The following is a 15,707-nucleotide window of genomic DNA, read 5'->3' on the forward strand; positions in this document are numbered from 1 at the left end:
GATTACTCCTCGTTTTTAACATCTGTAACCACAGGTGCAGAATATCCGTTTAATTTTGGCCAAACGCCATTTACAATCTTTTTAAGTTTCAACTTTGACGGATCAACTACAACATGTTTGATCTTTTCTCTTCTCCAGGTATAAATGAAATGTAACATACCATCTGTGGTTTGGATCACTGCCGGATAAGAGTACTGGCTAATTGGAGAATCTTCGAGGATCAGGGCTGCATACCATTCTTTACCATCTTTGGAAATAGCGACATTCAAAGGGGTTCTTGCGCCTTTAGCCAGATCTCCCGGAGGCAATACATGGTTATAAACCAGTACGTGACGGCCGTCTTTTAAAGTAACTGCATCAGTACCCGAGTTGTTGTTAGGTAAAGTTGTTTTGGTTAAGGTAGACCAGGTTTCTCCGTTATCGGATGACCATGACTCCACTATTGCTCTGTTTCTGCTTCTGGCTAAAATCTGCAGTTTGCCCTTTCCATGGTCTAAAATACTTGGCTGTATGGCGTTCAATCCTGCACCTGCTATCGGACCAACTGTACGCCAGTTTTGCCCATTGTCTTTGGTTACTTCAAAATGTACCTTCCAACCATCGCCTTCTTTACTCGAAGGACAGAATAAGTTGCCATTGCTTAGCAATACTGGCTTGTTTTTAACAGGGCCGATGTATCCATCAGGTAGTTTTTTAGCATCTGACCAGGTAATTCCTCCATCTTTAGAAGTACGCATCATTCCCCACCATTCTGATGGTTTAGGACCTATCTTATAAAATAACAGCAAATCGCCACCAGGTACCTGGTACAAAACAGGATTCCAGGTTGGCAATCTTAATTTCTCATTCTGTATACCATTGGCCACTGAAACAGGGGCTAACCATGTTCCGTTTACTTTACGGCTAATGTAAATTTCTACGTCAGGATCACGCTCTTTGGTACCGCCAAAGTAAGCTGCCACCAATCCTGTGGGGGTTTCAGCAATAGTCGCAGAGTGGCAGGAAGGAAAAGCTGCCTTTTCGTACAAGAATTCATCTGTTATGATTCCTGAACGCCATTTCTGCGACTGCGCTTTTAGGATCAATCCGCCAGTCATGCAGATTAGTAAGGTCAATAGGTATATTTTCTTATTCATCATGTGTCGTCTATTAAATTTTATTGTACTGCTGTAAATGTATAATCACCCGAGCCTAGCTCACACACTGCCCTACCAGCTTCCATGTGTATAAACTTCACCCCCTTAACATCTGTAGCTTTCTGTCCACTTTCTTTTACCTGTCCTACATATTTTGCAGGAATACTGATCTTTGCTGTAGTATTTGGCGGAATGCTGATGTTCCAACTAAACTTACCAGAGGTTTTAGCCCAGCTGCTTATTATAGGGCCATATACAGATTGATAAGTTGCGTTTACTTTATCCAATCCCTCAATCATCTCTGGTTTCATCACAATTTCCTTAAATCCGGGTGCAGCTGCTTTAATGCCGGCCAGATTTTCGTAATACCAGATCAGTAAATCACCAAGCATCATCACGTGATTTTGAGAGTTCATTTTAGGGGCAGCAGTATTTCCATTCCATAATTCCCATATCGCTGTAGCGCCATTTTCAATCATATATCCCCATGAAGGATAGGTTTTCTGTGAAGCTATCCGGTAAGCAAGATCACTCCTTCCAACTTCCGTAAGCGTACGCATCAGGAATTGTGTCCCTATTAATCCGGTACTCAGGTGTCCATTATTTTTTTCTTCTATAATGGAGCAGATCTGCTTTATAACCTTCTTCTTGTTCCCTTCGTCGACTATACCGAAATAAACAGGCAACAGATTATCCGTTAATTTATTGTCGCCATAATACCCCTGGTCATTGTAAAATTTACTGTTAAATGCTTTTTTTAATTCCGAGGCCAATGCGGCATAACCCGCACTATCAGCTCCATTAACTGTAAGCGCGCTGTAACGGGTCATCATAGTAGCTAAGTGATAATAATAAGCTGTAGCAATTAATGCACTTGGATGTTTCTGATCGGCATTTACGCCCTTACCATCCTCAGCTGTTAAAGGAGGTGCACACCAATCACCATAGCTATCTTTTGTCATGATCCCTTCATTGTTCATATACCTGTCCTTCATATAACCCATCCATTTTTTAATAGCAGGATAGTTTGCAATCAGTATAGTAACGTCTCCTGTTTGCTTGTATAGCATATCAGATATCATAAGCAAAGTTGCAGGCCAGGTCACATTGTCGCTGTAATACCTCCAAAATGCCGGAGCAACATCAGGTATCGCGCCATCTTCTTTCTGGGCATAGCGAATATCATCCAACCATTTTTTATACATAGCAGTATTGTCGAATAAAAAGCTTTCACCGTAGGCACCTACAGTCCTGTCACCCAACCAAGGTTGGCGCTCATTACGCTGTGGACAATCAATTGGCATTCCCTTATAGTTGGAGGCAATGCCCCACCATGAATTTTTGAATATCTGATTGAGCAGACTATTGGAAGACTCGAAAGTCCCTACAGTTTTCATGTCATCATAAACCAGGCATCCCGTAAAATCATCTTTTTGAGGAATACCAGGATAACCATTCAATTCGACATAACGGAATCCCTGATAGGTAAATCTTGGCGCCCAGGTTTCGGTTCCCTCTCCCTTAAGTGTATAAGAATCTGTTGCTTTAGCATCTCGTAAATTTGTTCTGAATAGCTCCCCATTGGGTTCCAGCGACTCTGCAAACCTCAATGAAACAACAGTTCCTTTAGGCCCTTTAACATTAAACTTGACCCAACCTGCAAAGTTTTGACCAAAGTCTAAGATGTATTTACCATTCGGACGTTTGTTAACTGATATAGGTGCAATATTTTTCATCACCTTCATAGCTTCACTTAACTGGGCCTCATAAGTACCGCCAGGTTCCTGAACATATTCGGCCTGGAGCCATTTATTCTCGTTAAATCCAGGCTCGGTCCATCCTTTAAACTCTTTACGGGCATCGTATACCTCACCATCGTATTCATTATTGGCAAGAATTGGTCCATCAGCGGTACCTTTCCAGCTATCGTCCGTTTTGATTAGTACTGTAGAGCCATCGGTATATTTAATGACCACCTGCAAGAGTAATTTTGGGAACCCGAATGTTTTCACTTTATAAGCTTTGGCCTGACGCATGGCAAAAAAACGCCCGTTTCCCAAGATTACGCCTATAGCGTGCTTGCCCTGTTTCAACTGTTTAGTAACATCTAATGCATTGTACTTTATATTCTTTGTATAATCTGTAGGTGCAGGAGCCAAAACCTGATCGCCGATTTTTTTACCGTCAATATACATTTCATATAAGCCCATCCCCATAATGTAGGCAGTAGCAGATGCTACTGTTTTATCCGTTGAAAACTCTTTTCTGAAATAGCGAGCGGATAAACGATCCTCGTTTTCATTGTCCCAAGGAAAAAAGCGATCAAAACCTATCCATCTGGCTTCCCAATCTTTGTAATACAGCAACCCCATTAACCATGATGCAGGTTTGCTCCAACTCGTTTCACCTTTGTTCGTAGATACTTTAACTTTCCAGTAATATTTGTTTTTACTTTTTAATGCCGGCCCGGCATATTGGTTGTAAATCGATTCCGATGAATTTACCCTACCTGAGTTCCATATATCCGCATCATTCTCTGTGAGCTTATCTACCGATGAGGCCACCAGAATATGATAGGCTGTTTGTCTAACATCACGCTGAACTGAAGTGATTTCCCAGCTTAACCGTGGTTTAACCACGTCAATTCCCAAAGGATTTTGCAACAGCTCGCAACGTAGATTTTGCAGTGATATCTGGGCAAATGCCCCAGTAAAGCTGAGCATTAAAATAGCTGCAAGTAGGATATATCGTTTAAGCTTCATTCGGTTCAGGCTTTTTTCTATTCAATTTAAGCAATTAATTATTGGTCGAAAAATCAAAGTACAGCGTCATATCCAATGCCCGTGCAGGCTCTTTCTCAAAATCATAAAATACATGTTTCATCCCCATCGGACCTGTTGTTTCCGGCTTTTGAGTTTTAGTACCGATAGCCGAAATCCCATTCATGAAAGAAATATCACCATTAGGAAAAGTTGGCTGCATATTGTCATACTCTGTATCTTTTGATTTTTTAGGTGTAAATAACCTCAGAAAAATATCCTCCTGATCTGTCACGACTTTAAAAGATTGTTCCTTGCCGATTATTTTACACCAATACAAATTGGAATAATACCCTTTAAATTCCGGGTAGTTAAAGGGAACTTCACCCGTTGCAGAATCGTTGTAATCTTTATGCCATACACCAAACTGAGTGCCCTTCATGCGGTTCTTCCATACGCGGTATGGACCGTTCCCCATGTATTCAACCCCTTTAATTTCCTTTTCAGGATAAGAGAAGTTCATTCCCACAAAAGTGGTGAAATAGGCAGCAGGGAAATATTTGACCTGCATTTTTACCCATCCTGAAGGATAAATGGTCCATTCGAGCGTATTGTAACTTTCTTTTCTATTAAATTTAGAAGAGATGATGATGTTATTACCATCCTTACGGGAGGTAAAGTCTTTAAAGTTATTTACCCCTTCCTGAAGGATCGGTCCGTTGTTAAATGGAATAAGCCCCTTTGCATTGCCCACTTTCTCCAATAAACCCGTTGTTTTATTGATGGATAATCGGATGCCATTAGCCGTAATTTCAAAAGTTGTAGCTGATTGCACCACCTCTACTTTACCTGCTCCGGATTTAACTACCATTTTCTCCGCCTGTTGCGCAGGCATTACGATTGGATAACTCCAGGTAAACAGCTCACACTGATCCTTATCTTTCGCCGTTACATACAATACATCAAAGTTTCGCCAGTCGGCCGGCAAATCCAATTTCAACACCCCTTTTTCAAATGGTTTTACATCCGGTGCAACCGCATTACCGGCTTTATACTCCTCTTCTACCGCTATTTTGCCTAGTTTTTTTAATTTCCAGCTAAAGGTACACTGATTCAGATTGGTAAAAGCATACCTGTTTTCCAGGTTAAAGCGACCATCAAATGCCGGAGTAATCTCCCTATGCTCCATAAACACAGGGCTCCAAACTTCTTTAATGGTAAAAAAACTACCTTCCTTTTCGTGATATGGGCCAACAATTCCATCAGGTGCATGATTTCCATCGGTATCAATGATCCCGTTCTTATCTGTACGCACTACACCCTGATCTGCAAAATCCCATAGAAAACCACCCGCTGCCAGTGGATTATTCCACATTGCCTTCCAGTAATCTTCAAGTCCGGCTCCATGCCCACCATCAAACATTCCATGCAAAAACTCAGTTGGCATCACAATGTTGTGACCATGGTCGTAGTTCCCGATTCCGTAATTGTATTCCCTGTAATGCGTAGTTTCAAACCCACCGAAGACTTCCCAAGGATGGATGACAGGTCTTTTCTGAATATCCAATTGCTTAAATATCGGATCAAAATCACGGTTATGTCCGCCTTCATTTCCATTTGCCCAAAACACAATAGAAGGATGATTTTCATCATTTGCCATCATTTCTTTCAACAATTTAGTACCTGTAGGAGTATCATAATGCCCATGCCAACCTGCCAACTCATCCATCACAAACAAACCTAATGAATCACAAACATCCAAAAAATGTCCATCTGGTGGGTAATGCGACATCCTGACCGCATTCATGTTCATTTCTTTCATTAGCGATACATCAGCAATGCTAATGGCTTTACTGGTTGTTCTGCCCGATGCAGGGTAAAAAGAATGGCGGTTTACCCCCTTAAACTTCATCTTAACTCCATTCACATACACCCCATCTCTTTCTCTAACCTCTACAGTTCTAAAACCGATCTTTTTGGATAAAGTATGAACCGCTTTATTTTTCTGATATAAAGTAAATGTGGCCTTGTAGAGATTAGGGAACTCGGAAGACCATAATTTAGGAGAATTAAATGATCCATTGATTAATGCTGATCCATTTTTCACATTTCCTTCGAACGGCAAGCCATATTTTTTACCATCGGTAGTATACAACTGCACAGCTATCCTATCCGCATTACCGGCTATCTGAACTTCAGCTTTAAATTGTCCGTCTGCTTTTGCATCTATGGCTACCTTTTCTATATGCTGTAAAGGCAAAGCCTCCAGGTATACCGGTCTGAATATCCCACCAAACAACCAGAAATCCGCTTTTCTTTCTGCTTCGTTTACCGATTTATTGGCCGAATGTTTAGCAACCTTTACTTCCAGCAGATTGGCCGCTCCATATTTCAACAAGGTCGAAATATCATAACGGAACACATAAAAAGATCCCTGATGAATAGCTCCTGCCGATTTACCATTGATCTTTACTTCGGTATCGGTCATCGAACCTTCAAATACGATATTTATTTTTTTGCCTTTCCAACTTGCAGGGACTTTAAAGTTATATTTATATAAGCCTAGTTCTTTACCACGCAAGCTATCTTTAGAAAATCCATAATCATACTTACCAAAACCCTGTAATTCCCAACTGGATGGTACGGGTATGGTAGTCCATTTTCCTGAGTTCATTCCTGCCGTACAAAAGAAATCCCATTTTACAGTATCGTCGTTTCCGGTACCCGATAAATAGAGTTGCTCTGTCTGCTGAGCGCGAACAGAGCTGAATAGTGTCAGCAAAATAATAGAAAGGATCGGTGTAAGCTTCATGAATAAAGGATCTGGTTTTATATAGGTTTAAATTGTTTTGTTAATGGATTATCTGTTCGGAATGGCAAAGCCGGCAAACCGTCCTTGTTATACAAATTAGGTCGCATGGCTTCATTCCACCCGAAGCGCACTGTAGTTGGTTTCTCCAAGCCCCTTGCCGAAACAATAATCTTGTTTCCCTTGATTACAGCTTCGGCAGATACAAATTTTCCATCGGCACCTGCTACGGTAAAGCAATCTAAAGCTTTGCCATCGACACTTATCAGGCCATTACCGATATGATCAAAATCCAGTTCGATAGTTTCTCCTTTAAGGCTAACCGATTGATAAATGGGGCCTGAGTAGTTTATTTTTTCACCATAGTTATTGGCCAATGCCCAAAGGGCTAACCTGCGACCTATTTCCCATTTATAAGTGGGATGTAAATCATCAGGATAATCGTTTAAGTCGGTCGTGACCACCATTCCGGTATTAGGCACCCTTAGCAATTGTGCCTGTGCCTCCCAAAATTCAGGTTCTGTCTCTGCATCCAATACTACCTTGCCTTTAGTGGCCGCATAATTAAAAGGAGCAATTTGCACGTAATAAAATGGCAGCTCAGTTTCTTTACCGGATACACCTGAGGCGTTGCTCCATGCTGTTCTCCAGCTATTGATCAATGCTTTCATTTTATAGCTATAGCTGATGTTCTCTTTTAAGAAGCAATTAGTTTCGCCCTGATACCACAAAAACCCTCGCAAAGCGAAAGGTGTTAATGGTTCAATCATAGGCGTATAAAACTTGCCGGGGTCGTTCCCTACTTTCTGTCCTTTAAAATAATCGGTTTCCAAACTTTCTTTAGGCATCCATGGTTCAATCGGGCTACCACTTACCGCCGAAGAGATCACCCCTATCGGTATATGCAATTTATCGTATAAGGCCTTTGCAAAGAAATAACCTGCTGCTGAGAAGCTCTTTAAAGCTGAATCCCGGGCAATATTCCAGCTTTTATGGATAGAATCCGGTTTACTGAGTTCCTTCCGGTTAACTAAAAATATACGAATCAGTGAATTATTGGCCTTTTCGACTTCATCAACAGGATACCCAAGCTCTTCTTTTAAAGGCTTTTTTACTTTTGCGATCTTACGCATCGCATATTCCATGTTCGATTGTCCGGAACATAGCCAAACCTCTCCTACTAAAATGTTATCCAGTACAATAGTGTTTGTTCCTTTGATGGTCATTACAGCAGGAACTGCAGATGTTTGCAAAGGTGCTAAAACCACTTTCCATTTGCCATTTGCATCGGTTATAGTTTGCTTAAGCTGACCAGCAAAGCTTACTGAAACAGCCTCTCCAGTTGCACCAAAACCCCAAATATTTAAAGGTTTATGACGCTGTAAAACCATATTACTCGAAAGAATTTGAGGTAAAAGTATTTTTGCTTTAGCCTTCATTATCATTCCCAATAACAAAATCAACAGAAAATATCTTCTTAGGCCCATCATCTTTATATTAAAATGTCTCTGTTTTTAATGATTTGATATAATAGGTAGACTGAGGTAACGATGCTCCTGCATTTGGCAGATCGTAAGTTTGATCAGCTGGAGTATCTACATTCGGAAAATGACGTATGTCACCTGTACGGAATACCACACGGCTTACTTCCGCAACCGGTACAAAAGCCAAACTGGTTAACACATCCTTTCCATTTACAGTAACGGTATAAAAACGGTCAGCCGTATTCAATTTCACTTTGATATCATAATTTTCTCCCGCCTTATATTTCATAAAATTCTTGTAACGCGCACCTGCTTTTGCACTCAAAGTACCTGTTGAATCGAAAGTAAGGCGTACTGAAGCTGTACCTTTCGTATCCTGTAATTCAATTTCAAGCAAGCCCTTATCATCTTGCATTGGCGTAACACTGAAGGATGCCACTATTTTTTTAGAAGAAGGAAACAAGCGCTCTGCTTTTGCATAATCAAAAGGATCTTTATCAGCCAAAACCAAAGCCTTTGTGTTTCCTGCTACCGTTGCTATTTTTACAGGTGCCCAAAGAGGACTATATATATTCCAAAATTCCAACTCTTTACCTGCAGGCATCGTATTAAAAACCTCGTTTACATGCTGATCTGCCTTATCTTTAACTGGGACTGGGATTGATGACACCCAAATATCCTCCTTGTTCATACTGTAGGTTACCCACATCTTTCCTTCAGGCGGCACACCATTACCTTCAATAATTCCACGCACATATTGTGGTCCATATGATTTATAATTACCTCCATACCGCATTGGGGCAATCTCCCCATTTACCAATAGCAAATTGGTATATTCTAAACCATTTTTACTGGTCGAAATCGCTAATGGCCAACGGTATTCCGACGGATTATATACTGTTGCATAACTACCATCTGATGTTTTTTGTCCCCATATTTTGGCATTACTGTTCACAAAACCAGGTGCACGAAAGGCATTTTCCGGCCAGCTTTTTCCATTATCCTTACTGATCGCTGTAAGTGCATTTTTCCATAAACCCACGACTCTGCCATCCGGCAAGTGGTAATAACTGAAAGCTTTATATTGTTTCTTTAAGGTGATGAGTGGATCATTCCTATCGGACTCTTCATTCCATTGCTGTGTAATCAATTTATTAGCCAGCAATTCATTACAGGCTGCTACAAACTTTTTGTTCTTGCTTGAAGTATAATATGGATAGGAAGTATTTTTGGCAGAATATCCTGGATTATAATGGACAAAATAAATCGGTCCATATTTACCATCAGGTAATATCTCCCTTACTGCTCTTCCAATTCCCTTACCATCATTCGGATCATCCTTTGCATCAAAGCTGATCCCGTAAAAACCTAAAACCAGAAAAGTATTGTTTTTAGCGACATAAAAGCCCATCCGCTGGTGCATTACCGCATCTAGGTCCTTCGCCACACCTTGATGACCTTCTTTTGTAGTTCCATCAGGAATACGGTAAACCGGGAAAATCACATCAGGCTTAGTCCAGCTATAACCATCTTTCGAAGATTGCAGTAAGGTTTGTCCTGGGGGGATACTCTCCCCCACCTTATCACTTAAATATTCAACATAAAATGTATTGTTCCAGTAGGCTAACATTGGTGCATGGTTATAAGTCCAGCCAAAACCCTCCGAAAGCTCAGGATGTTCCCGGTTTGCCCGGAAGGTCTGAATGCTATGAACCCCCATTACAGGCACAAGCTGACCGTGGTGATAATCGGCATTAACCAGCGTTTTGCCAATATAACGCACGGTATCCTGTGCTTGTACAGTTTGTACAGATATAAAAATCGCTGAGGCTATCCAAATTTTGTTATATATCTTCATTATTGTTATTTCAAACGCTTAATCACTTTCTTATTTACAGGCACTATCGTCCCATGTTTATGCCCTTTTGGGATTACCGTTTCGGCAGAAACATCCTTAAAACTTTTAAAATCACTGGTTTTCATGGCTGCATACCTTTTCTCGCCATAGGCATCATAGTAAATCAACCAGTCTTTTTCTATCTTAACCGCTGTTGGACCTTCTGTAAGTTTACCACTAAATGCTTCCGAAATACCAGTATATGGCCCATAAGCATCCTTACTGAAAGCTACCTTTAAATTCCTGTTTGGTCTTGTATTGTCTTTCAATACCAACACATAATCTTCAGCTGCTTTCTTTACAATCACAGCATCAATTACACTAAATCCCGGGTCAAGGAATAACTTAGCCTCGCTAAAGGTTTTAAAATCTTTAGTGGTAATCGCATACATCCTGTGGTTGTTTTCCTCCTCTTCTATTCCTTTTTCAAAGCGATAAGGTATAGTAGAAGCCCAAATGATAATATACTCTTTTTTAATCTCGTCATAAAACAATTCCGGAGCCCATACATTTACTGTTGTCGGCTCATTTTGCAATACAGGAATGAATTGCTGTTCCGACCAATGGATTAAATCTTTAGAACTTGCATAACCAAAGCCTCTTTCGCCTTTCCAACCACAAGTCCATACCAAATGAAAAAGACCATCAGGTCCCTGTATCATCGAAGGGTCGCGCATGATCTTTTGCTTACCGATCTCCGGTTTCAGGAAAATCTTATTCAGATCTTGCCACTTATAGCCATCGTAGCTATACAGCATACGTAGACCTTCATTTGCAGGCTCATGAAAGGAGGTAAACAAATAGCCCTTTTTAGAACAAGAGCTAAATGCCACCGCCAAACCAAATAGCAAAAACAAACGATATGTACGCTTCATTCCATTCATCATTATATTTTATCTACAATCAATACCCAATCGTTACCATTCTTTTCTTCTCCCGGAGGATCAAATTGATGGGTTCCTTTATTTTCAATATTGCCGATAAGCGTAGTTTTCCCATCACGGGGATTAAACCATGACGCTTTTACCTGATCACCGGAAAGTACGCCCATCTTCAATGGAATGTTTCTACCAGTATAGGTGTATACGAAAATGTAGTCTTTGCCACGGGTTGCCATCAATCTGTTGTATTTTTCACCGTCACCACCTGCAGCTCCAACAATTAATGATTGATCGGGCACCCTATCAAAGTAAGAATTTCGGGACAACATCAGGTCTTTCAAATGCACCATTTGTCCCGCCCCCGGATCATTCAATGCTTCCTGCCATGGTCTTGTTGCACCATAAGCAGGATCTTTCTTTTCCGGATTATACATCTGCATTACCGAGTTATCACCATAACTATAACCCAATGCACCAGCAAAAACAGACCAGTAGCCATATCTCCTTACATCTGCATCGCTCCATTTTGGCTGCGAGAAATCATGTAAGCCTTGTGGTATATCTTCGTAAGAAGGCTCCCCATCAATTGTTGGTTTAACAGGTTTTAGGTTGTAATCTTTTTCAATATACTTCCAGTTGTCCTCGCCATAATGCCATTTTTCTTTGGCTAAGGTATCCTGATCATAACGTCGATGACCAGATTGTACCATATTAAAATCTAACCAATTCGCATCCTGAAACCACTCCGAAGAGCCAGTTCTCCCTCTAGGGTGAAAAGTAATCAAGTGATTTGGATCATTGGCCCGCAATGTGCTGCCAATCATTTCCCAAACTTTCCCTCCTTCGTCTCCTCTGATATCACCACCATTTAACCATATGATGTTACGCTTATCTTTGTATCTTTTGGCTAAAAACTCTGCATATATTTTTGCCTGTTCCGGTGTTACTTTCTTGTTCTTCACATTGCTTCCCCAAACAGGAACCATTGCCAGATAAATGCCTTTTTCTTTCGCCTTACCAATCACATAATCAATATGATCCCAGAAATCATACTGTGTGGAATCGGCAAAAGAGCTGCCTTCGGTAACTTTTGGTTTAGAGATATCGCCATTTACCAATGAAGAATCACCATAAATATTTACAGATGGAACGGTATGCAATACCATCACCTGCACTACATTAAACCCTTTTTGTTTACGGTCTTCCAGATATTGATCTGCCTGTTCTCGGGTTAGCTTATTAAACAAAAGCCATCCTGTATCACCCAGCCAAAAGAATGGCTTACCCTCTTCCGTAAAATACCTGCCATTCTCCGAAACCTGTAAACCTTTAACCCCCACAGGTTTCTTGTTAGAAGCGCAACCAAACAACGCTAATGAAATAATGGCAAATAAGACTATCCTTTTATACATTATATATTAATATTTTAAATTTTGTTGACGAAAACCACCTCGTCTCCTGATGAAAGTTTCTTTAATTCAATTACTGATCCTCCTTTGACCTTTTCCTCACTCATTACTACACCATTACGAGTATTGATGCGTTTTACAGCGTAATTACCTGCCGTATTGCTTAAATCGACCTTTAATGGGGCGGCAGAACTGTTGTAGAATACATAAGCTTTACCCGGATTTATCAAAGCATACTGACCGGCTGGTTTTCCAGCGAGTGCAACAGGTTTCATTCCGGCAGTTGCTGAAAGCAAAGCATTATTAAAACCCGGAATGTTTGATAATGAACCTCCAGCCATAAAAATAGCCCATCCAAAAGAATCATAGCTATCACCTGAGTATATAACTGCTTTTTCAGGATACCGCAAACGGTATTCTGATACTGCACGGTATACCTGTTCAAATGATGTTTTTTTAGGCCTTAATAAACGTGCGTGTTGGCGTGGGGCCAGATTTTGTCCACCTTCTGGTGCATAGGCTGTACCATCTGCCTGATAATGCCAGTAACGAATATCGATCAAATCAACTACAGCTGCTCTGTCTTTATCAGCCAGAATTGCATCCTGCACATCCTTAGTGGTACTTAAGCCAATTATAGGATGCTTACCAGTTTCTTTTTCCCATTCCTTGATGGTGTCGATCCAAAACTGTACAAAGTGCAAAGGCCCTGTAAATTCTGCTCCAATCAACTGGATCACGCCATTATTATCCTTAAAATTATCCAAACATTTACGGATATAAGCACGGTGTAATGCACGACGAGTTGAATTGGTCACATCGTAATACTGTTCGGCCATAAACACACGTTTGTCACCTGCATAAGGAACCGGTTCCGGAAAACCTGTACTATTGATGTTATTGGCAGTACGCCACGGATAATCTGCATAATGTGCTCCCGCCTCTATAATGTTGTGCTGAAAATAGTTTTGGTGGATCAATACCAGACCTTTTTGATCAGCAAGATCAGCAAACCGCTTAAGCCTCTCCCAATACCATAAGTTATATTTGGTAAGATCGTATTTACTTAAACCATCCCAGGCTTTATCTTGCCCGCTTCTGGCAAATGGCAATTCATAAAAAGGTGTCCATACCTCGCCGTCCATTCTTCTGATACGCTCATGATCATCACGACGGCGATCATACCACAAACCATAATTATGATCTAAAATCTTTACTGTTCCATTTTGCATGGAATCAGTGGTTTCGTCAAGGTCGTCCGTTAAGCCTTTTCCTGAACGTCCCGGAACAAAACGGGTAATGTGTGGCTTAGTACTTTTCAAGCCATAAGGCCTTGCACTTCCATTCCACCATTGTACATCCTGCCTATCCCCGGTTACTACCGTGTTACCACGTACCAACCAACCATTGTTCAGTAACATTGTTGCTGCCGAGGGAGATTGTACAGGCTTTTCAACGCCAATTTTGTCTATACTTTTAGCCGAACCGGCATCAGTATTAATTTTTTGTCTTTGCGCCGCCTGATCTATATATTCTATAAGCGTCATTGCCGGTTTAACTGACAATTTTGTCAATTTCATTGCTACGTCTACTGGAGGACTACTCGAAGCATCTGTCTCGACAGGCATAACAAAGGCGCGCGCATCTACTTGCGAACCTAATCTGTCCTTTAATTGTGCATAATATAAACTACGTGGCTGGATCTGCTCGTTAGACATATCCCAATATCCATCTCCTGCAAACTGTGCCCAGGTACCAAAAGCCCAGTTTTGGGCTGTCGGTGGCTGATAGCAATCTACCCTTGCCGCTGTGCACTGCCAAAAAACACTATTTGCCGCAGCCCAACCCGCACCTTGTCCATCCTGACCGCGGTTCATAAAACTCAATGCTTGTCCGTCAATATTGACCACATCAAACAAGACTCCTGATGCCCAACTGTCAATTGCTCCACTAAAGCTAAATGGCAAATATGCTTGACACTGAACAAAAGCGTTGGGCCCCGGAGCGCAATAACCTACACCGAAATCATGATAACCATATTCCGAATATAACCTTTGAAATAACGTTTGTCCGCCGGTAGTTAAAAAGGTATATCTACGTTCACCTCCTATTTCCGAAACAGGAACAAAGGATTTACAATCTTCGACTGTTATTCTTTTAGCCGTTTCCTGTACAGTAACTACCGAACCTGCGAAATGCTCAAATGTTACCTGACGAACCCATCCATCTTCAATATTTTCCAGTGAAATCCCTGTCCAACGGTGATATTCATCCTTAGAATTTTTAGCATCAAAGGCAGATTGGAGCCTCATATTTTCTGCGCCAGAACAGGAAATCCTACCCGTCCATGTATATTTTGATACTGTAGCCTCACCATACGATACATCAAGTGCTGTAGTTAAGGGGGCATCAAGTGTAAGTTCGTTGCCATTTACCACAACAACTTTTCTATCCCAATAAATATCACGCTGACCTGGTTTCCATCCTAATGAGGTAATTCCTCCTCCAAAATGATCTGTACCAATGGCATCTATCCAATTCTTTGTGGATGCGCGTTGTACAATCACTCTATCTCCTGATTTAAATGCGGCTCCATTACCAACTGTAATTTTCATGGCATTTACCGGAACATATTTATCGGTAATGGTTACCGCTTTTTCTTTAACAAGATTACTCTGACCTGCTATGCGTAACACACCTAGTCTATCTAACCCGGTTGCATACAATATAGTTCCGTTTTTATCCATTCCACTACCTCGAAGCACTACACCCGATGCATTGATCTTTAAGGTACCTGCAATTTCATATTTTCCCTTCTCCAGTAATACTGCTCCTCTTAAACCATCCTGACCTAAAGGTAAAGTGGCCACGTAGTTTAAAGCCGATTGGATCCTTAAAGTCGCATCACCAGCTTTTGCAGGAACAGTAACTTTAACCACCGCATCAGGAATAGCCTGTTCGCCGGCCATATATCCACAGTAAGAAAAATCGGGAATACGGTTGCCTTTTTCATCAGGGGTATAATTCAATTTGCCATCCTTACCTTTAAATACGGGTTTAGCCGGCTCTTCAACTTTTACTTTTTGCGCAGCGGCAGATAAGCCCAAAAACAGGCTCAATGTAAACCAGCATAACCGACTATAGGATTTTGTACTAATGTATTTCACAATAAGCTGTTTTTACAAGTTGCAGTTTGATCTACATTAGAACCCCTTCTATACAACCTGGATTTATATTTGTATTACAAAATTAGAAGATAACGCCTGCTCATTTTATAGCATTTTCCCTATATATTATATGATCTTGCCAAATCTGTTCAGGCACTTTAATCT

The 15,707-nt window shown here is 40.9% G+C and carries 8 protein-coding genes; all 8 read right to left on the reverse strand.

The window, feature by feature from the left end; translation table 11 throughout:
* Positions 1-2: 2 nt before the first annotated feature.
* From P0Y49_12905 to P0Y49_12940, 8 genes are read right to left on the reverse strand one after another with little or no spacing between them, the layout of a single operon-like run.
* Complete coding sequence (locus P0Y49_12905; protein WEK17695.1) at positions 3-1,139, reverse strand: exo-alpha-sialidase; 1,137 nt, start codon at positions 1,137-1,139, stop codon at positions 3-5.
* 17 nt (positions 1,140-1,156) lie between these two features.
* Complete coding sequence (locus tag P0Y49_12910) at positions 1,157-3,898, reverse strand: family 78 glycoside hydrolase catalytic domain (protein WEK17696.1); 2,742 nt, start codon at positions 3,896-3,898, stop codon at positions 1,157-1,159.
* 34 nt (positions 3,899-3,932) lie between these two features.
* On the reverse strand, positions 3,933-6,707 hold the full coding sequence (locus P0Y49_12915; GenBank protein ID WEK17697.1) for a glycoside hydrolase family 2 TIM barrel-domain containing protein: 2,775 nt from the start codon (positions 6,705-6,707) through the stop codon (positions 3,933-3,935).
* A gap of 17 nt (positions 6,708-6,724) precedes the next feature.
* Positions 6,725-8,143: a sialate O-acetylesterase gene (locus P0Y49_12920; GenBank protein WEK17698.1), complete on the reverse strand. Its 1,419-nt coding sequence runs from the start codon at positions 8,141-8,143 to the stop codon at positions 6,725-6,727.
* Positions 8,144-8,201: 58 nt separating this feature from the next.
* Positions 8,202-10,046, reverse strand: a complete 1,845-nt coding sequence (locus P0Y49_12925) for a six-hairpin glycosidase (GenBank protein WEK17699.1) — start codon at positions 10,044-10,046, stop codon at positions 8,202-8,204.
* A 5-nt stretch (positions 10,047-10,051) separates the two neighbouring features.
* Complete coding sequence (locus tag P0Y49_12930) at positions 10,052-10,960, reverse strand: glycoside hydrolase family 43 protein (GenBank protein ID WEK17700.1); 909 nt, start codon at positions 10,958-10,960, stop codon at positions 10,052-10,054.
* 11 nt (positions 10,961-10,971) lie between these two features.
* Positions 10,972-12,378 (reverse strand): glycoside hydrolase family 140 protein, encoded by a 1,407-nt coding sequence (locus tag P0Y49_12935; GenBank protein WEK17701.1) that lies wholly within the window; start codon positions 12,376-12,378, stop codon positions 10,972-10,974.
* 14 nt (positions 12,379-12,392) lie between these two features.
* Positions 12,393-15,542: a DUF6298 domain-containing protein gene (locus P0Y49_12940; GenBank protein ID WEK17702.1), complete on the reverse strand. Its 3,150-nt coding sequence runs from the start codon at positions 15,540-15,542 to the stop codon at positions 12,393-12,395.
* Between the last annotated feature and the right edge of the window lie 165 nt (positions 15,543-15,707).

Origin of the sequence: Candidatus Pedobacter colombiensis (assembly GCA_029202485.1) — a bacterium.
In the GTDB taxonomy this organism is placed as follows: Bacteria; Bacteroidota; Bacteroidia; order Sphingobacteriales; family Sphingobacteriaceae; genus Pedobacter; species Pedobacter colombiensis.